Source organism: Paenibacillus sp. FSL R5-0519 (assembly GCF_037974275.1).
Classification (GTDB): Bacteria; Bacillota; Bacilli; order Paenibacillales; family Paenibacillaceae; genus Paenibacillus.
On sequence record NZ_CP150234.1, the window covers coordinates 6,024,754 to 6,048,568 of the forward strand.

19 protein-coding genes are annotated in these 23,815 nt (G+C 46.8%); 7 read left to right on the top strand and 12 right to left on the bottom strand.

Features of this window, described 5'->3' with window-relative positions; translation table 11 throughout:
* Positions 1 to 11 precede the first annotated feature (11 nt).
* On the top strand, positions 12 to 899 hold the full coding sequence (locus MKY73_RS27010; protein ID WP_339304429.1) for a hypothetical protein: 888 nt from the start codon (positions 12 to 14) through the stop codon (positions 897 to 899).
* Positions 900 to 1,188: 289 nt separating this feature from the next.
* Here MKY73_RS27010 and MKY73_RS27015 read toward each other — a convergent pair whose 3' ends face one another.
* Complete coding sequence (locus tag MKY73_RS27015) at positions 1,189 to 3,900, bottom strand: S-layer homology domain-containing protein (RefSeq protein ID WP_339304431.1); 2,712 nt, start codon at positions 3,898 to 3,900, stop codon at positions 1,189 to 1,191.
* A gap of 365 nt (positions 3,901 to 4,265) precedes the next feature.
* Here MKY73_RS27015 and MKY73_RS27020 point away from each other — a divergent pair, with 365 nt between their 5' ends.
* Together MKY73_RS27020 and MKY73_RS27025 are read left to right on the top strand one after the other, a co-directional pair.
* Positions 4,266 to 6,587 (top strand): helix-turn-helix domain-containing protein, encoded by a 2,322-nt coding sequence (locus tag MKY73_RS27020; RefSeq protein WP_339304433.1) that lies wholly within the window; start codon positions 4,266 to 4,268, stop codon positions 6,585 to 6,587.
* 90 nt (positions 6,588 to 6,677) lie between these two features.
* Positions 6,678 to 8,321, top strand: a complete 1,644-nt coding sequence (locus MKY73_RS27025; protein WP_339304435.1) for an extracellular solute-binding protein — start codon at positions 6,678 to 6,680, stop codon at positions 8,319 to 8,321.
* Positions 8,322 to 8,395: 74 nt separating this feature from the next.
* On the opposite strand, the gene MKY73_RS27030 is transcribed toward MKY73_RS27025, so the two are convergent.
* From MKY73_RS27030 to MKY73_RS27070, 9 genes are all read right to left on the bottom strand, one after another.
* Positions 8,396 to 8,635 (bottom strand): YezD family protein, encoded by a 240-nt coding sequence (locus MKY73_RS27030; protein ID WP_339239298.1) that lies wholly within the window; start codon positions 8,633 to 8,635, stop codon positions 8,396 to 8,398.
* A 179-nt stretch (positions 8,636 to 8,814) separates the two neighbouring features.
* A complete protein-coding gene (gene cysW, locus MKY73_RS27035) occupies positions 8,815 to 9,690 on the bottom strand; it encodes a sulfate ABC transporter permease subunit CysW (protein ID WP_339304438.1) in 876 nt (291 codons plus the stop codon).
* 67 nt (positions 9,691 to 9,757) lie between these two features.
* Positions 9,758 to 10,594, bottom strand: coding sequence for a sulfate ABC transporter permease subunit CysT (gene cysT / locus MKY73_RS27040; protein WP_091018517.1), 837 nt, complete (start codon positions 10,592 to 10,594; stop codon positions 9,758 to 9,760).
* A gap of 87 nt (positions 10,595 to 10,681) precedes the next feature.
* Positions 10,682 to 11,761, bottom strand: a complete 1,080-nt coding sequence (locus MKY73_RS27045) for a sulfate ABC transporter substrate-binding protein (RefSeq protein WP_339304441.1) — start codon at positions 11,759 to 11,761, stop codon at positions 10,682 to 10,684.
* 435 nt (positions 11,762 to 12,196) lie between these two features.
* Entirely contained in the window at positions 12,197 to 14,074 is a 1,878-nt protein-coding gene (locus MKY73_RS27050; protein WP_339304443.1) for a rhamnogalacturonan lyase, read from the bottom strand.
* A gap of 253 nt (positions 14,075 to 14,327) precedes the next feature.
* A complete protein-coding gene (locus MKY73_RS27055) occupies positions 14,328 to 15,290 on the bottom strand; it encodes a TraB/GumN family protein (protein WP_339304445.1) in 963 nt (320 codons plus the stop codon).
* A 37-nt stretch (positions 15,291 to 15,327) separates the two neighbouring features.
* Complete coding sequence (locus MKY73_RS27060; protein WP_339304447.1) at positions 15,328 to 15,984, bottom strand: hypothetical protein; 657 nt, start codon at positions 15,982 to 15,984, stop codon at positions 15,328 to 15,330.
* 99 nt (positions 15,985 to 16,083) lie between these two features.
* Complete coding sequence (locus MKY73_RS27065; RefSeq protein ID WP_339304448.1) at positions 16,084 to 16,683, bottom strand: TetR family transcriptional regulator; 600 nt, start codon at positions 16,681 to 16,683, stop codon at positions 16,084 to 16,086.
* Positions 16,684 to 16,923: 240 nt separating this feature from the next.
* Entirely contained in the window at positions 16,924 to 17,979 is a 1,056-nt protein-coding gene (locus MKY73_RS27070) for a lactonase family protein (protein WP_339304450.1), read from the bottom strand.
* A 235-nt stretch (positions 17,980 to 18,214) separates the two neighbouring features.
* Between MKY73_RS27070 and MKY73_RS27075 the strand changes: the two genes are divergently transcribed.
* Both MKY73_RS27075 and MKY73_RS27080 read left to right on the top strand, forming a co-directional pair.
* Complete coding sequence (locus tag MKY73_RS27075) at positions 18,215 to 19,075, top strand: AraC family transcriptional regulator (protein WP_339304452.1); 861 nt, start codon at positions 18,215 to 18,217, stop codon at positions 19,073 to 19,075.
* A gap of 159 nt (positions 19,076 to 19,234) precedes the next feature.
* Positions 19,235 to 19,918 carry an S-layer homology domain-containing protein gene (locus tag MKY73_RS27080; protein ID WP_339239290.1) on the top strand — a complete coding sequence of 228 codons (684 nt, stop codon included), beginning with the start codon at positions 19,235 to 19,237 and terminating at the stop codon, positions 19,916 to 19,918.
* Between the two features lie 205 nt (positions 19,919 to 20,123).
* On the opposite strand, the gene MKY73_RS27085 is transcribed toward MKY73_RS27080, so the two are convergent.
* Together MKY73_RS27085 and MKY73_RS27090 are read right to left on the bottom strand one after the other, a co-directional pair.
* Complete coding sequence (locus tag MKY73_RS27085) at positions 20,124 to 20,750, bottom strand: nitroreductase family protein (protein ID WP_339239289.1); 627 nt, start codon at positions 20,748 to 20,750, stop codon at positions 20,124 to 20,126.
* Positions 20,751 to 21,030: 280 nt separating this feature from the next.
* On the bottom strand, positions 21,031 to 21,495 hold the full coding sequence (locus MKY73_RS27090) for an Rrf2 family transcriptional regulator (RefSeq protein WP_339239288.1): 465 nt from the start codon (positions 21,493 to 21,495) through the stop codon (positions 21,031 to 21,033).
* Between the two features lie 431 nt (positions 21,496 to 21,926).
* Here MKY73_RS27090 and MKY73_RS27095 point away from each other — a divergent pair, with 431 nt between their 5' ends.
* Positions 21,927 to 22,658: an MBL fold metallo-hydrolase gene (locus tag MKY73_RS27095; RefSeq protein WP_339304454.1), complete on the top strand. Its 732-nt coding sequence runs from the start codon at positions 21,927 to 21,929 to the stop codon at positions 22,656 to 22,658.
* Positions 22,655 to 23,227, top strand: coding sequence for a TetR-like C-terminal domain-containing protein (locus MKY73_RS27100; protein ID WP_339304457.1), 573 nt, complete (start codon positions 22,655 to 22,657; stop codon positions 23,225 to 23,227). Before MKY73_RS27095 ends, MKY73_RS27100 begins: the two co-directional genes overlap by 4 nt.
* The last annotated feature ends 588 nt before the right edge of the window (positions 23,228 to 23,815 follow it).

The following is a 23,815-nucleotide window of genomic DNA, read 5'->3' on the forward strand; positions in this document are numbered from 1 at the left end:
GAGGAACAAGTGTGTTTCAACGTTGGATTGAAGATCTAACATCGCGCCCAGGTGCTTTGGCTGTGCTGCTTGGCGTCATGGCTGTGCTTCTGGGGATATACATATGGTCTGCCACTGAAGTTCGCCGCAGCCACGAAAGGCGAATGCGAAGGATACGAGATACATTATACATAAGTACAGCCCTCTTGGGACAACTTACCATCCAGGAAAATCGGAATTATGAACCGTCGGAACCCGAACATAATGATCTGATCACAGCAATGTTAGCCTGCAAAGCCGCATCTTACCTATCCCCTCAACTACAGGATCAGATTCGTGACTGTATCAAGGAACATGACCCTGCCAAACTCGGCCTCATGCACAGAGCACTGGAACGAGAATGCACCGTATTATCCGATGAACTCAGCCGGGATACACATGCAGATCATTGGGGCACAGCAGTCTGGACCCTCCTTCGGCCGGTAGCCGAACCAGCCGCATTGGCGGCTACAGGGTTTCTGGTTACAGATCTGGTATTAGGTCAACGGATGTTGGACGTGCCTGTAGACTCATGGGAGAGCATCTTGCCATGGATTCGCGCGGTTTCCCTAATGATCACCATCATATATGGTTACCTGCTCTGGGCCAGCCCCCGTCGGGATAAGGCACGTACAGTATTCAAATTACTCTCCTTGGTGATCGCGCTGTGCTCCTTACTCCACCTGATTGGAATTGTTGCTGCGCCCTACGCTCTTGCATTACAGTTAATCTTGTTCACTTCAGGCTTCAGTCTGACCGGAACACGCTCTCGCAGTGATCGCCCTTATGCAGGGCATACGGAGCTGGAACCAACGAAGCAAACCTCTACGGAGATGGAAGTGAATACACGTCGTAAATCAGTTCCCAATACCGACGAATAACTAACGCATTCAGCCGATTTTCTAAGGAACTCAGGAAGTCTTAGTTGACCTCTGCGTCCTCTTTCAACATTGTAAGGAACATCAGACACGTTATTTCCCAAAATCGATCGACAAAAACGATATAACAAGCCGATCATGTACGCCTTGGCTTTCAGTAGGTTTGAAGACACGATCTTCATTCTGCAAGTCTGTACGCAAAAAGGGCCGAAACTACGTTGTAGTTTCAGCCCTTTTCTATATTACTAATTTTGTCTTGCGAAGAATTGAACGCTAGCACTAATTACTTTGCTTATTTGGCTGCAACATGTGCAATGACACGGCCCTTTTCGTACGTGACACTCACGTTATAACCATCTGCCGTTACACTGTCGAATTCACCTGTAATTCCATTCGCCGTGATTAACGTAATATCCTTGGAACCTTCAATCTTATAGTTGGACAAGTCCAGCTTCAAGTTTCCTCCATCAATATAGAGCTTTCTGCCGACATTCAGTTGACTGTTGTCACCATCTACAACCAATTCCAGCGTGCCCTTATCCATGGTGAAGTTTCGATTCAAGTTTAATGCTCCATCCACATTCACAACAACTGTTCCATTCTCTACATACAGATCACCTGTACCAAAAGCCGTTGCAGATTCAGCTACCAGTGTTCCTGCTTGCAGTAAGGTTCCGCCTGTGTAGCTATTTTTTCCTGTTAGTGTAAGTGTTCCTGTTCCCTTTTTCGTGAGCATTCCACTGCCGGTGATATCATTTCTCCACCAGTCTTCTGCATTAAACCGTCCTTTGGAAGCATCCATATCCACAGTTACATTGTTCAAGAATGCACCGTATCCATCCGCAGCCGTGACCAGATCAATTCTACCCCAGCCCTTGGATTCATCCAGTACAGGATATCCAGAGTCAATGGATGTTGTATACAATACTTGTCTGCGCTGCTCATCTGTTAAATACGGTTGACGTGTTTCCAACAGCGCTTCTGCTCCTTGCGGTACAACGGGAGCCAAACCTTTGGTTCCTGTTTGTGGCAGACCGTAAGTCATCTTCTCTCTATAGAAGGCTTTATTGGCATCATGATCTTCCCATTTGTGTACATCATAAGCACTCTTAAACGTGTAATCCTCTGTTACGGTGTGTGCATATTCATACAGACTCATATTTTTTTCCTTGGCTGCAGCTCCAAATACTTCACCTGCATTCTCATAGCCTTTCTCTAACACATCTTTGTTCTCAGCCTGATTAAGTGCATATGCAGCCATGGCTGTGGATTGTATTCTTCCGCCTATAACATCAAGCGGTGAGTGCATCCCCGTTACGACTCGATTCTCTCCCAACTGAGCTGCTCTCGTTAACAATTCAGCGAATCGTTCTGGCGTAGCGTATGCCAAAGGAAATACGGATAAGTAAGCTGCACTGGTATGTCCGCTCGGGAATCCGCCATCTTTTCCTCTTCCATCCTCAGCAATTCGTTTGACATAAGTTAAGGCAGGAATAAGCTTAACGTTCGTTTCGTATTGCTGGTAATGTTTTTCTCCGGTTGATTTGGTGCCGCCTGAAGCCAGAGATACTTCTTTTTTCTCACCTTCGCCCATGGTTTCCCATACAGGCAGTCCTTTGCTATCCACAACTTCTTTCACTTCTCCATTGGAATTCATTCTCCACGGTCTTGGGGAAGAGTAAAAATATTTAGATGGATTAGATGAGGCAGGAATTTTGAATCGAACCAGATCAACCAAATTAACCAGGTCTGAAAGCTCCGTTTTTGCATCCCAATCTCCAATACCTTGGCTTTCATCTTCCACGGTTTCTTCGGTCAACACCTTATTCATATCGTCCACCGTTCGTTCAACGTTTGTCTTTGGCTTGATGATATCTACATACGTGTTAGCCAACGGACCCAAGCCCTCCATCACGCTATAGATCTTATCTCTTTGGTCATCATAATAGGCTGCCAAAGCCTCTTCACCCGTGCGGTTTTGCGTGACCTTTTCTACATATCTGATATTGGCTTCCCAAGTCGCTTTGTTTCGGATCTCTTCATTTGCATATGTTTTCTGATCAGCGACGGCTACGGTTGGATCATTCTTAAAGCCGTCATAATAGGGGGACGGTCCATCTCCATACTTTGCATTCTTCCCGTCAGCCCCAATTTTGGTTGCCGCTGTTCCGTCTCTCCAATCTGCTTGATTCATGGACCATACTTGATCAAATCCGTCCAAAATATCAATAAACGGATTGGTTTCCGCAATATTTTTCAAGGTATCGTCTCCAGCATTGGCCCCGTCCTTCACGGCGGACAACCGGGCTTCATCTGCTGGAGGATTAACATTCAGTACGGCTGCCGTTCCTTTTGGCTTAGCTGGTTTGGCAGCCGTAGTCGCATCTGCTTCTACCGCCTTAACGAGTGCTGACACGGCTTCGGCACGAGTAATGGAATCAAGCGGTTTGAAGCTTCCATCTGCATATCCGGCAATAATTTTCGCTGCAGCAGTTCCACCTACAGCCCCCTTGCTCCACGCCGCAATAGAAGATGAATCGCTAAAGACATTTGCTGCTGTTTCATTCGACTCCAAATTTAGAATACCAGCAATGACTTTAGCTGCTTCCTGACGTGTAATCGGATCTTGCGGCTTCATGGTGCCATCCGCATATCCATCTATATATCCATTCGCATTTGCGATCGAAACTGCTTCGTAATACCACGCACTCTCCGACACATCGTTATAGGTAATTTCAGCTTGTCCGGAATATCCAAACGCTCCATTTACCAAATTCATAAATTCTGCTCTGGTAATATACGTGTTCGGTTTGAATGAACGATCCAGGTAGCCCCGAATTAATCCTTCATCGCCCCATGCTTGAATATTTGCTTCTGCCCAGTGTCCCTTAATATCGGAGAACTGAATCTTCTGATCGGCTGCAAAACTCTTCTCTGCAAACGTCGGACCTACCATAGACAACATTAGAAGTAGTGCCAGTGACTTTTTAAGTGGTTTTCTCATGGCTTACTAATACACGCTCCCCTAATCGTAAATTCATTTTTTACTTTTGCATCAGCATATGAGGACGAAAGTCTCTATCCAGATGTCTGATCTGCCGTTAATGTAGCATTAGGGAGCATTTCGCATCTATAGAACATATTCCGTTTTATATCAAAATCGTACGTTCCGATGATTTCCACCCCCAAAAAAACAGAGGAAATACTACTTTCGTTAATTATGATATCTTTTTATGTAAACGCTTTATTAAATTGGTGTAAAATATGAGCAAGACGTTTGTTAAATTTCGGTCAACATGATTTCTCGTCCTCAGCCTGCTATATAATGATGAAGTTGTCTAGAAATGAGGAATTGAAGGGGGAAAAAGGATGCGTACGCCATTTCAGTCTGTGAGATCCAAGATGGTTCTTTCCTACCTCGCTGTCGTTCTTGTCATTGCGCTTCTTTTCGGCTCCATTTTCTATCTCTTCTTCTCCCATCAATACAGCAAAGAGATCCGAATCAATAATCAATTGTCGCTGAAAAGCACGGTTAATACTATTGAGAGCTCCGTAATCCAGAAGGTAAATCAGGTCTACCTGTCCCTGGCACTCGGTAACGCTGCAAATATCAATTTGGATAGCTTAAAAGGAAACCACAGCAAAATTTTGGACATCGAACAGTCCCTCATAAATATGGTGCAAAATTATTCCGATCTCATTGAAGCTATTCATGTGTACGATGCTAAGAACCACTTCGTTGTCTCATCTATATATGGGCTGATGCTCTATGAGGACACGCCTTCAAGTGCGGATCATACGACGGAATGGATTGCTGCGATGAAAGAAACCGAAGAAAGCTCCTTATGGATGCAGACTCGCATGGTGCCTCAGGATGCATATATCGAATCGCGGGGACAGAGCAACATGAGCCCTATCATTTCCTATGTCCACAGTTACCCGTTTCAATCTTCTGGAAAAGACAGCAAGGTCATGATTGCGATTGATATCAAAGAGTCAGCAATCAGTCTGATCATTAAAAATATGCTCCCTGCTGACTATGCGAATACATTAATCATCGATCAGGATGGAACTGTCATCTCTGCCGCAGACAAAACGTTAATAGGCAGTGCTACGGAAGAGAATCTGACTCAGTCACTGCTCTCTCTTCATTCTTCAGATGAGAACTTCGCGCCTGTATTTAACCATGACTCTTCTGTCGTTACGCAAGATCAATTTAAAGGAAATGCATGGCGAATCTATACGACCACGCCTAATGAGAGCTTCTACTATAAGCTGGATAGCTTGAAGGAAATTTCAGTTCTTCTAGGCTTATTGGCTGTAGCGGTTGGGATCGCGATGTCGTCCATCTTCACCAGGGCCAACTATAGTCCACTAAAACAAATCCTGAATAACATCAGGAGCCGGATGGATAGCCCAACCAGCCTCAAGCAGGACGAATACCGGTTCATCGATACAACGTTTAACAGTCTGTCCAATAAAGTTGATAGCCTTGAAGAAACCTTGCAGGCCAATCATAAGATGATTAAGCATAGTATCATGCTGAACATGTTGAATAACCGATTTACACCGGAAGAGCTGACAGAGCAACTGCAATCTGTGCATATTTCAATGGATTACTCCCGCTTCCGCTGCATCGTCATTGACCCCGTCAATGAGAAGTGGAAAGATCTACAGCCACGACAGTTGCAGCATACGTTGTACACGATGATTCAGCAACTTGAGATGGCAGACATGGAAGAAACAAAGCTGCTCGCAGAGGAATTGCAGGATCACAAAATCGGTGTAATCATCTGTACCAATCAATCCGAGGAACCTCTCTCTGATCACATTATTAACTTTATTCACACGGAGGCAAGAAGCAGATTTGGTCTTGAATTTGTACTTTCGTTAGGCGGCTGGGTAGAGCACTTCACGAAGATTCACACAAGCTATCATCAGGCGAATGCCTTGATTCGATACAGCTACTTCTTTCCCGATCAGTCTGCCATTCAGGATCTTGATCTGCTGAACAGGGAAGCCAGCGGTCTGGAGATTCCGGAATCATATCTCATTAACTTCGAGAAAAAATTGCAGACTCGGGATGTGCAAGGTTCGGTTCAGGCCATTCAGGAATTGGTAGTGGCAATAAAGGAAGGCCCCTATTCAGCCGAATACAGTCGTATCATCTTATTAAAAACGGTATCTATATACGCTGAATGTATTCAACAGATGCGCCTGCAACCTGCCGAGGCGAGTTCATTGAATTTGTACAAGCAGTTTTCATTGTTCTACAATATCAATCGCTATTCGGAATGGATGATCCATCTCGTGACTGAATTTGTGATGCACATGGAGAAACGAAGCGAGGTACGGAGTGTGGATACCATATCGGCGGTCAAAGCCTATATTCACGAGCACTTGTCGGGCGATCTCACGCTGGATCATGTCTCAGAGCAAGTATTCATCAGCCCTAAATATCTCAGTAAACTCTTCAAAGAAGAAACCGGGATTGTCTATTCCGAATATGTTACGAATCAGCGAATGGAACGCGCCCGGGAACTTATGACACAGCGTGAAATTACGGTTGAGCAGGTCGCAAATACAGTCGGTTATCGTACCCCTGCCTATTTCATCAAGAAGTTCAAGGAAATTCACGGCTGTACGCCAAAAAACTTCATGCGCAGTCTAATGGAACAGGGATCTATATAGGTTCAATCAAAGAATATTTACACGGACACTCCGATGACAGAACAACCTTCCGATCGCTATATAGAATTTAAAATTAATAAAGGAGCTGCTATGAACCTTAACCTCTCAAGAAGGCTATACCTATACTCCGCACTGCTTCTCCTTCTCGCCTTCACAGGTGGGTGTACCATTCTAAACACAGAAACAGCACAAGGGCAGCAACAGCAGGACCATCTGGCAAACCTTGAGAAGGATACGGCTCCAGAGTATACGATATCCTGGACCATGCATCAGAATATCCCAGTTCCTGAGGACGCAGAGATGATTGCCTATATTGAGGATCGGTTTGATGTCGATCTGGAGGTGTGGAACCTTGAGAACAAGCGATACGAGGAACTGCTGGACCTAGAGCTGGCTCAGGGAAAAATACCCGATCTGTTCCGAATCAGGCAACCACATGATCTGCTTAAGTATCAAATGCAAGGCGTGTTAGCGGAGATTTCCCCTGAAGCACTTGAACAATATGCCCCAAATATTGTACAGCGAATTCGTGATTATGACTCACGTTATTTGGAGTACGGAAAAATAAATGGCAGCATCTATGGAATTCCGGTCATCAATCAGACCAACATCTATCGGACTCCTGTCGTATACCGAGAGGACTGGCTTAAGAAGCTGGGTCTGGACGTTCCGCAAACATTAGATGAATTTGAAACGGTTATGTATGCTTTTGCCAAAGATGATCCGGACGGTAATGGTAAACAGGATACGTATGGGCTATCCAGAGAAGGCTTAAATGTCGTATTTGGTGCCTTTGGACAATCTGTTTTTACCGAGCAGCTTTATTTTAATGAAAAAAAAAACCAACTCGTGATCGGCGCTTTGGAGCCTGAGATGAAACAAGCCTTGGAGTATATGCAGAAATGGTATCGGGATGGGATTATTGATCCTGAGTTTATCACGGGAGAGAATAAAGGTGGCTATAAACATCTGTCCCACACTTTTATTAATGGCAAAATCGGGATGACGTCGATGGGAAATTACTATCATTGGAATCAAGCGGGGGATTACAGTGTCCTCAATGAAAATGGTGAGGAAATCCCAGTCGAGCCCTCGTTCAACGTCAGTGAGCTACTACAGAAGAATGCAGCCGCCAAGATTGTATTCGGTTCACCGGTTAAGGGTCCTGATGGACATAGCGGTTCCAAAGGGAATAATCTGCTCATGAATTTTATTGCTATAGGTGCTGAGGCTGCAAACGAGCCGGGAAAACTGGAGAAAATCTTGGAGATACTTGATTATGTAAGTGCCAACCCCGATCCGGTCGAACAGATCAAAATGGAGTATGGCCTCCCAGGAAAGCACTGGGATTGGAGTGCTGCAGATTCAAAATCGTTCCACTTGCTTCGCCCATACAACCGAATGGAGAATTACACGAATATGATCGGCTCAAGTATTGGCATGATGGTTCCAGGTGCAGCCTCGGACAAACGTGAACTATGGGCTGCATCTGCAGGGTTGACGAAGAATGGTATCTATAATCGCCTGGAGGCTGCAACCCCTGCCCTGATTCAATATTCATCGGAGTTGATTCGCATGAGAGACAGAGCATATATCTCCATCATTACCGGCGATCAGCCTGTGGGGTATTTCGATACTTTTGTGGAAGAATTTAAGGATGCAGGTGGGCAACAGGTGCTGCTTGAAGCGAATCATTGGTATAAGGCGCGTAAGGAAACAAGTCGCACGCAATAGGCAGGACGTACGGGAAGCGTCACATCAAAAAGCCACTACACTACCATCCTTGCTTCCCTGACGCAACGCACTCTCTATCCCTTCGCACTCGCATTCGATCCGCGGAGTGGACGGGCTGAATTGCTTCGTGCCGTGCTTCCAGTTTTGGAGGCGCTGCCAGAGGGCGTGTTCTCAAAACGCTTGCGTTCGGTCCGCTCCATCTGCACAATCTGACCTTCGTGCACGACGATATGCAAAGAACCAAACTCCATGTCATTCAGCTGTCCGGCAATTCGGTCCAACCATACCTCATCCACTTTTAACGGCTTAGCCATTAGAGCCGCCTCCTCTTCTCGGGCTACTGCCCGCCATATTCCTAAATGCATTGTCATCCAACGGATTTATAAATCATTCTTATCCAACCTATATACTTGGTTTATACATTAGCAGGGCTTCCAGTAGCTGTCAATCTGTATTTTCTTCTTCCCATAATATGAAATTGATCCACTTTGTATCACTTTTCCGAAACCGCTTTGTGTCCAAGCCAGCTCTTGAGTAACAACGTGGCGAGAGCCAGAATCAGGAGCAGGGAAGCCACGGCAAATGAAGCCGAGAATTGATACTCGTTGTACAAAATCTCCACATGCAGCGGCAGCGTATTCGTCTCCCCGCGGATATGTCCGGACACCACAGATACCGCTCCGAACTCGCCCATAGCACGGGCATTACACAGAATGATACCGTATAACAGTCCCCATTTGATGTTGGGCAAGGTTACACTCCAGAAGATTCGCCATCCCGAAGCACCCAGCGTAACCGCCGCTTCCTCTTCCCTGGTTCCCTGGTCCTCCATGAGTGGAATCAACTCCCTGGCTACAAAGGGGAACGTAATAAACAGCGTCGCAATGACGATGCCTGGCAGCGCAAAAATGATTTTGATATCATGTTCGGACAGCCATGGCCCAAACCACCCATTCGAACCAAAGACCAATACAAAGATCAAGCCGCCCACCACTGGCGAAATCGAAAAGGGAAGATCAATCAGGGTGATCATAAGTCCCTTGCCCTTGAACTGGAATTTGGTAATGACCCAGGCAGCGGCCACACCAAATATCGTATTCAGCGGCACGGTAATCGCGGCAACCAATAACGTGAGTTTCAGTGCAGACATGGCATCCGGCTCGGTAAGAGCCGCGATGTATACACCCCAGCCCTGCTTCAACGCCTCCATGAGCACAATGGCCAGTGGCAATATAAGCAGCCATAGAAGTACCAGGCTCGCCAGTCCAATCAACAACCATTTGACCCATGGAGCTTCCGTTGTTGCACGGTTGGTTCCGCGGCCAGATCGTACGGGTGGAACAGGGCTCAGTGGGACAGAACCCGCCATATGCTGCACCTCCTTTGGTTTGGGTGAGTGACTTTTTTTAATAACCTTATTCCATCATGCTTCATTGTCATGCCCTGCCCGCCTTCCGACTCCAACGTTGCAAGGAATTAATAATCAGCAGCAGGATGAAAGAGACTAAAAGCAGCAGCAAAGCTACAGCTGTAGCGCCTGCATAATCGAACTGCTCCAGCTTGGCCATGATTAGCAAGGGGGCAATCTCCGTTTTCATCGGCATATTACCTGAGATAAATACAACGGAGCCATATTCGCCAATCCCCCGGGCAAAGGCCAGAGCGAATCCGGTCAGCAGTGGCGGAATCAGATCCGGCAGCAAAATGGTACGGAATATTCGCCATCTTCCTGCGCCCAGTGTGGCAGCCGCTTCTTCCACCTCAGCCTCCAGCTCCTCCAACACCGGTTGCACCGTACGAACCACGAATGGAATGCCGATAAACATCAGTGCCAGCGTAATCCCGGCCTGTGAATAAGCAAGCTTAATGCCCAAAGGCTCTACAAACTGCCCAATCCAGCCATTGCCGGCATAGATCGCCGTAAGGGCAACCCCTGCTACCGCTGTTGGCAAGGCAAAAGGCAGATCAATGACTGCATCAAACAGCCTTTTACCAGGAAACTCATACCGAACAAGCACCCATGCCAGGAGTAACCCCAGCACGAGATCAATCAGGGCCGCTGCACCTGCGGTCAGAAAGCTGACCTGGAAGGAAGCCAGCACCCTGGGATTGGTCGCAACCTCAATCATGGTTGCCCACGTCAGCCCTGTTGAGTTAAATAACAGCGCCGCCAGTGGAATAAGTACAACCAGGCTCAGGTAGAGCACACTGTAACCCATCGTTAATCCGAATCCCGGCAATGTGCGTCTTTGCGTCACCATCACCTTGCTCATGCACGTTCATCCTCTCTGCCTTCAGCCGGTAAGGCTGGTTGGCCGCTCACAGCGCGATTGATCGAGTGTTCATTGAACAGAGCAACCTTAGCTGCCCGGAACATAGATCTGGTCGAAGATACCACCGTCATTGAAATGTTTGGCCTGAGTATCCCGCCATGTACCGAATACATCTTTCAACGTGAACAGTTCAAGCGCTGGGAACTGATCCTTGAATTTTTCCTCCACGCTGTCCAGCGTTGGGCGGTAATAATTTTCGGCGGCAATCGTCTGCCCCTCTTCACTGTACAAATATTTCAGGTAGGCATCCGCCACATCGCGACTTCCTTTTTTGTCTGCATTTTTGTCCACAATCGCAACGGGTGGTTCAGCCAAGATACTAACCGAAGGCACGACAATATCGAATTTGTCCGGACCCAGTTCTTTTACCGATAAGAAAGCTTCATTCTCCCAGGCAAGCAGCACATCCCCAATGCCACGTTCAACAAATGTCGTCGTAGACCCACGGGCACCCGAATCCAGTACAGGCGCATGTTTGAACAATTCGCCAACAAATTCCTTCGCTTTCTCTTCATCATTGTTATTGTGCTTGAGGGCATATCCCCATGCTGCCAAGTAGTTCCAGCGCGCTCCGCCGGACGTTTTGGGATTCGGGGTGATGACTTGGGTATCCCCTTTGATCAGATCATCCCAGTCCTTGATGCCTTTGGGATTGCCTTTACGTACAAGGAATACAATCGTGGAGGTATACGGAGAGCTGTTATGCTCGTATTTGTCCTGCCAACCTTCATTAATCAGACCTTTATCTTCAATCGCATCAATATCGTATCCCAATGCCAGTGTCACCACATCCGCATCCAGTCCGTCAATAACCGAACGGCTCTGTTTGCCCGATCCCCCGTGGGATTGCTTGATGGTCACTTCCTGGCCTTTCTCTTTCAACCAATGCGCCGCAAACGCTTTGTTATATTGTTCATAGAGTTCCCGTGTTGGATCGTAGGAAACATTCAGCAGTTCGATAGCCTTAGTCCCTTCCTTGCCACCTTCCGCTCCCCCCGATGTTCCTGCTTCACTGGACCCGCCGCTATCCGACCCGCATGCTGCCAGTACCCCTGTTAACACCAGTGCCAGACCAACCAGAATACCCTTGTGAATTCTCTTTTTCATCAAAAACACTCCCCCCGATATCAATCTGCATGACTACCCCAGGCCGGCTGAACAGGATCAAACGTCCCGTAAAAAAAAAAGAAGACGGAGGAACCCCCGCGCACTTCTCCCCATAAAGTCATGCCGGCCCTAGGCCGTGTATGCTTTCATCCGGAAAGGATGCGCTGCGGTGTTCCTCCGTCTATACGGTGAGAACGTTATTCTGTTCAGGTTGCATTTTTTATTATTCCTACCTGTTTAGTAAGTTATATACGTATAATAAAGGCAGTCTATATACCTGTCAAACGTTTTTTCCGATTTTTACCGGATTTCTGCACCATTGGCAAAAAAAAGAGGAACAACGAACCACCGTCCGTTGTTCCCTTCAGCGAATCCCATACTTCGCTGTCTATTGTAAATAGGAATGGAATTGGACTGCCATGCCTGGTCCATTCCTCATCTGCCCGCATACCGGATATTCGGTACCGGTGGTGTGCTCATGCCTTCTCCCAGATAAAATCCGGTATGCGGCGGTTGATTGTAGGCTACATTTTGCCAAGCGACGCCAAGACGGTATACCGGATCATGCATCAGCGTATAGATGCGTTTGTCGGTAACTGCTGTTGTGGTATAGATCCGCAGTGCTGAGCTGTCATTGGTCCTCCACACGACTTCCTCTCTCCAGTCCCCGAAGAGATCGGCCTGCAGATTCGGTGTAGACTTGGTTCCATTGTTGGAAGAAACGCCGGATGCAGTGAGCAGGTTCATCGTTGTGCTGTTGGTATAATTCCACTTGTCGATTCGGTTGCTGTCCAACAGTTCACGGAGCAGGTCGCCATCCCACCAGATCCCAAAATTCGTGGAGGAAGGCAGGGTTGTCCCGAGTTTCTGCCCTTTGGCTGTGTACAGGCTGCCGTCTGCCCACACTTCGGCACCTTTATATCTTGGATCAATATCTGCTGCCATGCCGCGTCCAATATCCTTCGTTGTTTTGACTCCCCAGATTAGCTGACCTGTACCCGCATCACGGAATTCCACTCCGGCATTGGATGGTGTCTCATGGACCTGAAACACCTCAAGTCCAGGGCGGTCAGGGTCCAAGTCACTCAGATGCATGGCATCGCCATGATGAAGACCTGTCGTATACAATCCTTTGCCGTTATCATCCACCGCCATGGCACCATAGACAATCTCGTCTTTCCCGTCTCCGTCTACGTCCGCCACACTCAGATTGTGATTGCCCTGCCCGGCATAACCTGAGTTGCCCGATGTGTTGGAATCAAATGTCCATTGCTTGGTTAGCTGCCCATTCCGCCAATTATAGGCCACTAGTACTGTGCGGGTGTAATATCCACGCGCCATGACCAGACTTGGCCGCTCCCCATCCAGATAAGCAATGGCAGCAAGGAATCGATCCACCCGGTTGCCGTAGTTGTCTCCCCAGTCGGATACATTGCCACGCGCCGGTTCGTAATTCACCGTGGATAGTGCTTTACCAGTCTGCCCATTGAAAACCGTCAGGAATTCGGGGCCAGATAATACATAACCGCTGGAATTGCGGTAATCCTTGCTGGCATCACCGATGACCACGCCAGTGCCATCCTTGGTGCCATCGGCTGTTTTCATCGCAACTTCAGCTTTGCCATCACCGTCGAGATCGTACACCATGAACTGAGTGTAGTGAGCGCCGGCACGGATATTTTTTCCCAAACCAATTCGCCAGAGGCGTGTTCCATTCAATTTGTAGGCATCGATAAACACTTCCCCGGTATAACCGCTCTGGGAGTTATCCTTGGAGTTGGAGGGGTCCCACTTCACGATCAATTCATACTCACCATCACCATCCAGATCACCTGCACTGGCATCGTTGGCACTGTAAGTGTAGGCTACTCCATCAGGTGTTGTCCCACCAGCGGGTACACTGAGCGGTACAGATAGATAGTTGTTGCCCCATACGTTTGCTGCCGCTGAAGCAGCCTGCTCTGTTCCACTGACTACAGCGCGAACTGTGTATTTGGAACTGCTTGTCCCGCTTGCATCCTGAAGGTTCGTGCTGTTCGTTATGGGTGTAGCGTTCACCTTGGTTCCGTCCCGATAGACGTTAAACGATACATTCGAACCTTCCGTACCCAGAAGCCGCCAACTGACAAAAACACCTGTCCCGGTCTTCACAGCCACCACGCCGCGATCGAGATATTCCATCTGTCTTGCACCCGCTGCATGTGTTACTGGCGTATTGCCAATGCCTAGCGAAGTGACCAGTAACGCGGAACTCAGCAGGGATACTCCGGCTGTACGTAATGTGCGCTTCCACAACGATGATCCTTTTCCCATAAACAATTGCCTCCCCAATTGTAGTGGTAAGCCCGCTGCCCTTGTAGCGCCATCTTCTGTGTAAGCGCTTTAATATATCTATTTTAAATTAAACATATACTTCCATCTATAGGTCTAATTTAGTAATTAAATGGATGGCATATAAAAAAGCCGAAGGATTTCTCCTTCGACTGAATGATACATACTTCTTCTTGTGTAATCATAAAATCATAGGTCTATACTTCCGATTCATAGATTAATTTCTTTCTGCTGATTAATAAATCCGCTCAATTTCATAACCCTTTTTCTCGAGCTCACCTGGTACACTGGGTTTAATCAAAACATGAGCCGCACCGATGAAAACAAAATAAGTCTGCCCATTATCCGTTTGTAAAATTTCATCGAGCTTATTAGCCATATGAATATTCCGAGTATCATTGATTGCCTGTTGATACTTTGCATCAATATCTTCAAAACCTTCAGTCAACTGATTCTTAAAAGCAACTTCATTCCCATGAACCCAGTTATATCCTAGCTGATTTAAAAAACTCGCTGCCTCCTCATGATCGGCTATAGAACCCTCTAACATTTGTACTTGGGTTTCCATACTAAAACCAGATTGCATCTCATATTGCATCTCAACGGTCTCTAACTCAACAATATGCTTATTGTCTTCTAACGCACGTTGAAGAAAGTATAAATCAACCCCATACTCCGGCGCTAGTTCACTTTCTTCATTACTGATTTGGTTTAATACGGTTCCTAAAAACCAAGGCTGGAAGTGATTATAATCGGTTAAGTTCATTTCATTCGCTTCAAATATTTCTGAAAGTTTGGCATAAGATACCTCCGATAACACGTCATCCAGCGTGGTATCATCCTCAAATAATGCCATCTCCTTTATTTTTTCTTCATTCATATCCACTTTAAACATATTGATCTCTGGAAGAATAACATCTGCGTCCTTATATGCTTCTTCAATTTCCGAAGCAAGCGGATAAAAGTCTGGATGACCCAAATGAATCGTTCCATACACATACATAGTAGTTTTGCCGTGAAGCACCTTCCACAGAAATCCTCCATTTCCCTCATAATCAAGAATCGGTTCACTTATTTGCTGTTCGTTATCTTGTCCCTTAGCCCCTTCACTCTCGATCAGTTCATGATTGGGGCTTGAACAACCTGCTACTACAAGTACTACGATTAACAAGTATATCGCCATGAGTCGTTTTATCATCGTAACGTCCATCCTTTCTTCATTTTCAATGATTATCCTAATGTCTGCTTTCCATATCAATTAACCAATGGTTTTTAAGCATTAGGACCCGCTCTGCTCCTGCAATTGCCGCGGCAATACCAATCGCAAAATATGTCCATACGGACAGTTGAATGGGCGATTCAAATGCACCAATATTTTCTGAAACCCATGGAATAGCAGAGATGGAGTCAACGAATTGGGAGATGCTTAAAACGATGGAGATAAACAAGATTATGATTGCGGTCATACCAATGAATGCGCTGAGGGTAGGAAATCTTCGATGCACCCTCATTCGAACCCCCCTTATCGAACGTCTATCCGGGGATACGATAAAGGTGTCTTCGCCAGCTCCAATATAATGAATACCATTAATCCCGGTTGAATTGTTTGTAATTTCGATCACGCCATTCTCGACTGGAAAAGCTGCTGGAAGCTTAGAATAGGCAATATGTCTATTTTCGCGATATAAATCAACACGGGGTTTTTCCAAAAAATATTTAGATTTTATGGTATATGAAGTGGTTTTCCCACTACTATGATTGGTTACTTCGATGTGAAATAAGGAATGCGTAAATATACTCCAAAACCGGTACTTTTTCAGAAGATGACCATCGCCTGCTTTCACTTGTGCCAATCTCTTACGACGTTTACGTTGACGAATGAAATGAAACATAGGATGAACGTCCTCCTTTACACTTAAACTGAATACTCATTTTAAATACTGATCGACCAATCAAATTTATAATAAAAAAAATTATCTATTCTCTTGGTGTTATTGAATCATTTTTAAAACGCTCTTGGTCACCTTTTCTGTATAATCTTTGAAGCTCATTATACTCTCGTTTTGAGGCAGAGACATCGATAGTGAAACAGTTCCTCTGATCATCATGGCAATAACTTTGGGATCAAAATCTTGAAATTCTTTCGATTGTTGACCTGCATGAAGAATCTCTTCTAGAAGGACGTTTAATTCATCTTCAGGATTGATTTCTAATCGAAAATAAGGAACATTATCTGCTGTGCGGACATTAAAAACAATCTCCAATAATGCCGTAGTGTTCTCACGTTTTATAGCGCGATAGGTGATTCCCGCTTCTATATAAGCCATCAATTTTCCCAGATTGGATGATTGTTTTTCTATTCTCTCCATCATAAAAGCTTTCTCTTGTTCAACTAAATAGAGCAACGTATTGTTCATCAGATCTTCCTTGCCCGAAAAATGATACGAGATGAGTCCCGTACTCGTATTAGCCCTTTTTGCTATTTTAGATAGGCTGGTACTAAAATATCCAATCTCTGTGAGAACCTCAATTGCAGCATGAATGATTTGTTCCTTGCGGGCATCGGCTATTAAATACTGCTTGTTTTTCATCTTTTCATCTACCTTCACGGAACTGATTGGTTGTTTTTTATTTTGATTGTTCGATCAGTTATTATAATAGCGTCCACTTTCCCTCATGTCAACTGCCTAAAAAGGATGGCAGTTTCATCTATATTACATAAAAAATAAAAAAAGCTGTAAAACCATGCGTTTCTCCATGATTTCACAGCTTCTCGAACACTTTCCGAATGTAATATTGTACTTACACTTCTCACTTCACCGGATTACAACTTATACCACAGGTGCAATACATACCGGACGAGGCAGTTCCAGCTTGAACCCGTTATGCGTCAGACGTCCGTCTTCTTCGCTGATTTGGAAACCTACGAGGTTATTGCTGTCCTGATTCGCTACGACCAGAATTCCACCTGGCAAAATATTAAAGTTACGCGGTGTCTGCCCAATCGTGGACGTCCACTCTACGGCTTCCAGCTCACCGCTCTCTTGGTCAATATGGTAGAGTACGATGCTGTCATCTCCCCGATTGGATGCATACAGGAAACGTCCACATGGAGATATACGGATGTCCGCAGCGGTACCCTCGCCTTTATGCCCTTCCGGAAGTGTGGATATGTGCTGCACCGTAGTGAATTCCCCTCTGCGCTCATCGTATAGGAATGCCGTAACCGTGTTGTTTAATTCATTGATGACATATGCCCACTTCGAGTTGGGATGGAACACAAGATGCCTTGGCCCTGCGCCTGGTGGCTGATCCATCTCACGATGGGTAACCAGACGTCCTTCCTCCAACCGATACACAATGATCTGATCCAGACCGAGGTCACATACGACAGCATACTGTCCGGACGGATCTGGCTGAATGGAGTGAGCATGCGGCCCTTCCTGGCGTTCCTCGTTGATTCCACTTCCCGTGTGCTCCACCCATGCACTCATCTCACCAAGCGTCCCCTGATCACCTACCGGAAATACATTGACACTGCCGCTGCTATAGTTGGATGAGAACACCCACTGACCATCCTTCGAGACAGACACATAACATGGAGAAGCTCCACGGGTCTGCTTTCGATCCATCAGGTGCAGTTCACTCGTAGCCGCATCTCTGCGATACACCAACACCTCTCCCTCATCCGTCTCACTCGCCACATACAGACAGTTGCCATCCGGGCATAGCGCCAGATAAGACGGATTATTCAAGCCATCCATGTGATTGACGATTCGCATCTCTCCTGTATCCGCATTCAACGCACATAAAAATATTCCTGGTTCTTCCGCTGACGCATACGTACCTGTATAGAAAAGTGTTTCCTGAGTTGTGACTGGTTCCATATCTCAATCTCTCCCTTATCCTATATATTCTCTGGTCTTATTCTTCCCACTATGATGTACTTACCCAATTCACGGGCAACTGCTTCACTTCATGTAACGTGGCTTTCTATATTCAGAATAACTCCGCTCAGCGCTCTTATATCTGTCATTGACTCCCTTACCCCCGCTCACCATAATACAAAGTATGAGACCTAACAACAGACCACCCCTACGGCGTAAATCTGACGGATTTCGTATGCAAAAACTCATGGTGCTTCCAGACTCACTTCTGCAAGAAACCGCAGCTTATCCGGCCACGTCCGGATTATACGTTACCGATATCGGTTACTTTCACGAAGCGGAACATCATTACCGTGACCGTCCCGATGGTTGTGAATCACACATTCTGATGTACTGTGCCCAAGGCACAGGCTGGTATACGATGGAGGGCAGCAAGACATATGATGTCCGTCCGGGAAACCTTGTCATATTGCCTGCACATATTCCTCATGTGTACGGTGCCAACGTAGCTGAACCATGGAGTATCTTCTGGATTCATCTGCGCGGGGAACACGCTTTAACCTACATAGAACCATTGCTAACCCATCATATTTCTACGATGCCACCGGCCAAGGCCCAAAAATGGCTCGAGTTGTTCCATGAATGTTACGGCGCGCTAGAGACGGGTTACTCCATGCAGACGATGACATATGCCTCCCAGATTATCGGTTATATGCTTGGTATGCTCGCTTATGGACCGGAGACGACAGGAACAGATGGTGGGATTGTGAGCAGCAAACGTGCGGCAGAACAATCCGTTCAATACATGCTGGAGCACCTGGAGAACGGAATCACCCTCAAGGAACTGGCGGCACATGCCCGGCTGTCTGTCCCTCATTACTCACAGTTGTTCAAGCAAGCGACCGGGCATTCACCCATTGATTATTTCCTGCGGCTCAAGATCCAGCATTCCTGCCGCTATCTGGATTTTACCGATTGGACCGTGAAGCAGATCAGTTCCGAGCTTGGATTCAAGGACCCTTACTACTTCTCCCGTCTGTTCAGCAAAATGATGGGACGTTCACCCACGGATTATCGAAATAAATCAAAAGGATAGATGCCGTATGCCTCACAAGTGCTTTCAACTAAAATCTTTCGGAATGCTTATCTACTCCATTGGAAAATTTCAGCAACCTTTTGAACAGTAGGGTCGTCTATAGGGGCAAATAACTTTTATATAAAGGGATCATCCCTGGAAAAGTGAGGCGAACCTATTATGAAAAAAAATATACTGGCTACATTAACTGCGGGAGCTCTGCTCACGCTGTCTCTAAGTGCAGGCCCGATCAACGCTGCGCAGGCCCAATTCACGGATATTCAAGGTATCACAGGAGCAGACAAAATCGAATCTCTCCATCAGGATGGATTCATCAAAGGTGTGAGCGACAGCTTGTTCAAACCTGAACTGGAGTTAAATAACGCCCAGGGCATTCAACTGATTGCGGACGGACTGAATCTGAATCTGGATACGATTCGGTTTATCAAAATGCCGGTACCAAGTGACTACTTCTCTGCTGTAAAAGATGGCGTGTGGTATAGTGACGCATTTATCCGCGCCCAATATAATGGCATTCAGATGTCACAGGATATCGATCCGTCCAAACCACTCACTCGTGAACAATTCACCCTGTTCCTGATGCAAGGCATCGAGGCCAAAGGCGGTCTGCCGATGATTAATATCAAACCTGTGGACATTACCGATGAAAAGGAACTTACCCCTGCGTATCAAGGCGCCATTCAGCGTTCACTCGTTCTCAAAATTAATGAACTGGATGCCGACGGCAACTTCAAACCGAAACAAACGATTACTCGTGCCGAAGCAGCAGTGATGATGTATAACGCAATTGAATACATGGAATCGTTCCATGCACCGCAAATCCCGGAAATACCGGAAAAGTAATCATTTCATGGTGGAAACCACGAATTCACTTGAGTAGTGAATCCATCCGCACGATTGGAGCTCCGGTGAGTGGCATCCATCCCACAACCCTCCATATGCCAAACAGCCGCACCTTCCCTCAGGAGGAAAGCGCGGCTGTTTGTATTATACCTATATCACTGATGCGATCATCAGATTGTAGCTTTATAACTTAGAAAGTTCTAACTTAGAAAGAACCTTTAACAACAACCTCAGACAACGGTAAACGTCCTGACGGGCGAGCTGGCTGCGCTGCTTTACCTACAGTGATCAGCAACGTTGGCACAAAACGTGCAGGAATGTTGAAGGTCTCGATCAGTTTTTGTGGATTATATCCACCGATTGGACAAGTATCGTAACCCAGGGAGCGTGCAGCAAGCATAATATTTTGGGAAGCAAAGGATGCATTGCGGATCGCTTCATCGCGAGCGATTTGCGGGCTTTGGTAAGCACCGTTGATCTGTCCAACCAATGCGTCACGAACCTCAGCAGTCAGTGCGCCTGCTTCAACAGCTTGATCGTAGATTACGGTGTTACGGTTCGCTTCCAAATCTCCGAGAACAGCAATGGTAACTGAGCTTTCCACGATTTGACTTTGACCGTAAGCAACTGGCAGCAATTTCGCTTTGTCTGCTTCGGATTCAATGACGAGGAATCTCCAGTGTTGCAGGTTCCATGAAGATGGTGCTTCCGCAGCTGCTGTCAAAATTGCATTAAGATCAGCTTCAGGCAATACAAACCCTTTTTCGTACTTTTTGACAGCATGGCGTTCGCTAATGACGCGAAGTGTTTCATTTTTTTCAATGCCTGACATGTGTTCCACTCCCCAGAATCTATTTTTTTGTGTTTTTCTTCTACTTTCGCAAAGGATCTTGAAGTCTACTCTACCGAGTATTTGCCTTCCGAAAATAACATCAGCGCAGACGATCTCTCCTCATCTGTGTTCACGTTATGCCCGGAATCGCTTTAAAACCATCGATGGCTCTTTCACCGGAGCATAAGCCCATACCATAACCAGTCGACCACATGAATCTTACCACCATGCCTGACTAAACCAATGCCATATCTCGAAAGACCTTTGATTATGGAATCTGTCAGGACTTCTCTTTTACAGACAATCCGTCTAGTGATAAGTCACATGCATCGCCACGACCTATACGTTCTTTTACGTCCTGAATGGATATACGGTCAAAATAAGCGCTTAGCGCCTCTTCGCCCCCGTTATATATGTTCCCCATCACATCCTGCATATTGGAAGATACCACGCACGATGAACCGGACTCTCCTGAACACCAGCTTGGACCGAGTGAACCGCCGGCTACCAGTCTGTACAATTCGCCAAGCTTAATCTCTTCACTTGCACGGCTAAGCAAGTACCCACCATGAGCACCTTCCTTGGTCGTCAGGTAACCATGCTTGCGCAGAACACTTAGTACCTTACGGACTCTGGCCGGGTGTGTACCCACACTCTGGGACAAATCTTCACTATTGGCCATACACTCATCTCTCATCGACAGAAAAACAAGACAATGCACCGCTATGGTAAATTCGCTGTTCATTACTTACTCCCTTCCCGGCTTACAACACCGATGAACTTCACCCAAGGTAAGTATAACTGTCATTATATGAATAACAGTTATGTTTGTCAACTTTCACCCAGGATGGGGATCACATATGATTTTTCCTGTTATACCAATACTTACAGCTCATTCACACCATTAAGCTAGGATCAAGTTCTCATCTGCGTTTTAATCCAAAAAGAACAAAAAAAGTGAGCCTTTCGCTAGGCGAAGGGCTCCAATAAGATAGACATATGAAAGGGCTTACGTGATTATTATAATCGGTAATCTTCATTTTGAAAACGCTTTTTTTGTAAAGTGGCTCATTATTTTAAAAAATATTTTATTGAACAAAGTAAACTCCGGCTATTGCCAAAACTAATGTCATTAGTTATTATACTAATATCATTAGTTTTAAGGAGGATTCCTCGATGCGCATTACCCGAGAATTTGATGTCGTTCAGATTACCTTTTTTCCGAGACTCTTCCCTGTGAACGTATACCTGGTTGAAGAAGAAGATGGATTAACCCTGATTGATGCCGGAATACCATTCAGTCTTAAGGGCATCTTGGCAACTGCCCAGTCCATTGGTAAGCCCATTACCAGGATCATTCTGACTCATGCTCATAGCGATCATATTGGTGCATTGGATCTTCTCAAAGAAGCACTACCCCAAGCCGAGGTCTACATCTCCAGGCGGGATGCCCGGCTATTGGAGGGAGATACTTCCCTTCTTCCCGGTGAGTCTCAAACCCCGGTACGCGGCGGCGTGCCCAAGCCCAAAGCAGTACGCACCCAGCCAGACCACTTGCTGGATGATGGTGACCAGATTGGTTCGCTGGCGGCCATTGCCTCACCAGGACATACGCCGGGGCATATGTCCTTCATGGATACGCGCAGCCGTGTGCTTATTGCTGGCGACGCGTACCAGCTGCAAGGCGGCCTTGCCGTATCCGGCCGCATGCGCCCGCTCTTCCCGTTCCCCGCGCTGGCGACGTGGAACCGCGAAGCGGCTCTGGCCAGCGCGAAGCGCCTGGCGGAGCTGGAACCGTCCGTACTGGCTGTAGGCCACGGACGGATGCTGCGCCAGCCCGCGGCCGCCATGCGCGCGGCAACCGCTGATGCTCAGCAGCGGTTCGGCCTTGCCGGGGGGCAATTATGAGCCCCCGGCAAGGGCTGGATCGCGGCGCTCTGCTCAGCGCCGCCGCCCAGCTTGCTGACAGCGACGGCTTCCAGGCGCTGACACTGGCCGCACTCGCCCAGCGTTTGGATGTGCGCTCGCCGTCGCTCTACAACCACATCAGCGGACTTCCCGGGCTTCGCCAGGAAATGGCGCTGATGTCTGTACAACAGCTCAGCCAAGCATTAACCACGGCTACGGCTGACCGCACAGGCGACGATGCCATCCAGGCCATCGCTGCGGCATATATTGGCTTCGTTCGCGAGCATCCCGGGCTCTACGAAGCTTCATTTCATGCTCCGGACCGCGAGGAGCCACAGCTCGCCGCGGCCAGCACAGCCACACTGGAGCTGCTGCTGCACAGCTTGCAGCCCTACCCGCTAACCGAAGCGGAAGCATTGCACGCCGTTCGTGGTTTGCGCAGCCTCTGCCATGGATTTGCCTCCATTGAGGCACAAGGCGGCTTCGGCATGAATTTTGACCCGGACGAAAGCCTGCGTCTGACCGTATCCGCCTTCCTCCACGGACTCCGGCATCTTCATCAGGACTAACAAGGCAAGCATTTTATCATGAAAAAGGACTGCAGATCCGCTGCAGTCCTTTTTGCATTGCCGTGTACTACGGGTATCCCCCATAGAATTCGACAATCATAATGTTATAGTTACGCCAATTACGCTAAGTACTTTCAACACAGGAACACCCACTTTGACTCGACTTTCATCGCATTGCGTTATTTACCATTTCTGTTGATACCAAAGAAAAAGAGCGTTGCGGTTGCGAGATACCTTGATTGGTGCCTCTGACTAGCCCTGTAACTGAAATCTAACGAACTGAGGACACTCTATAACGACGATTAGAGTAATTAACAAAAACTAACGAACTCCACACGTCTTATTTTGCAGAAAACTGGTAGTTGGACAGAAAAATTGAGCATATTCAGCCATTTAACGTGTCTGTGATTCGTTACATTTACCAACGTACCAAATTGGGCCGAATAAGATGTGCTGGGTTCGTTAGGAATGTGCTACGTATTCGTAAGGTACTGCTGATCATAATGCAACATCGGCATACGTCGAGACACACTTTGTGTTATGGACTCTACATACGCGGCGAGCGCGATGTGTTGCAATGAAATTCGC

Bases quoted from the DNA above. Each gene is read 5' to 3' on its own strand.
- MKY73_RS27015 (WP_339304431.1), bottom strand. From the start codon at position 3,900: ATGAGAAAACCACTTAAAAAGTCACTGGCACTACTTCTAATGTTGTCT.
- MKY73_RS27020 (WP_339304433.1), top strand. From the start codon at position 4,266: ATGCGTACGCCATTTCAGTCTGTGAGATCCAAGATGGTTCTTTCCTAC.
- MKY73_RS27025 (WP_339304435.1), top strand. From the start codon at position 6,678: ATGAACCTTAACCTCTCAAGAAGGCTATACCTATACTCCGCACTGCTT.
- MKY73_RS27030 (WP_339239298.1), bottom strand. From the start codon at position 8,635: ATGGCTAAGCCGTTAAAAGTGGATGAGGTATGGTTGGACCGAATTGCC.
- cysW (WP_339304438.1), bottom strand. From the start codon at position 9,690: ATGGCGGGTTCTGTCCCACTGAGCCCTGTTCCACCCGTACGATCTGGC.
- cysT (WP_091018517.1), bottom strand. From the start codon at position 10,594: ATGAGCAAGGTGATGGTGACGCAAAGACGCACATTGCCGGGATTCGGA.
- MKY73_RS27045 (WP_339304441.1), bottom strand. From the start codon at position 11,761: ATGAAAAAGAGAATTCACAAGGGTATTCTGGTTGGTCTGGCACTGGTG.
- MKY73_RS27050 (WP_339304443.1), bottom strand. From the start codon at position 14,074: ATGGGAAAAGGATCATCGTTGTGGAAGCGCACATTACGTACAGCCGGA.
- MKY73_RS27055 (WP_339304445.1), bottom strand. From the start codon at position 15,290: ATGATAAAACGACTCATGGCGATATACTTGTTAATCGTAGTACTTGTA.
- MKY73_RS27060 (WP_339304447.1), bottom strand. From the start codon at position 15,984: ATGTTTCATTTCATTCGTCAACGTAAACGTCGTAAGAGATTGGCACAA.
- MKY73_RS27065 (WP_339304448.1), bottom strand. From the start codon at position 16,683: ATGAAAAACAAGCAGTATTTAATAGCCGATGCCCGCAAGGAACAAATC.
- MKY73_RS27070 (WP_339304450.1), bottom strand. From the start codon at position 17,979: ATGGAACCAGTCACAACTCAGGAAACACTTTTCTATACAGGTACGTAT.
- MKY73_RS27075 (WP_339304452.1), top strand. From the start codon at position 18,215: ATGCAAAAACTCATGGTGCTTCCAGACTCACTTCTGCAAGAAACCGCA.
- MKY73_RS27080 (WP_339239290.1), top strand. From the start codon at position 19,235: ATGAAAAAAAATATACTGGCTACATTAACTGCGGGAGCTCTGCTCACG.
- MKY73_RS27085 (WP_339239289.1), bottom strand. From the start codon at position 20,750: ATGTCAGGCATTGAAAAAAATGAAACACTTCGCGTCATTAGCGAACGC.
- MKY73_RS27090 (WP_339239288.1), bottom strand. From the start codon at position 21,495: ATGAACAGCGAATTTACCATAGCGGTGCATTGTCTTGTTTTTCTGTCG.
- MKY73_RS27095 (WP_339304454.1), top strand. From the start codon at position 21,927: ATGCGCATTACCCGAGAATTTGATGTCGTTCAGATTACCTTTTTTCCG.
- MKY73_RS27100 (WP_339304457.1), top strand. From the start codon at position 22,655: ATGAGCCCCCGGCAAGGGCTGGATCGCGGCGCTCTGCTCAGCGCCGCC.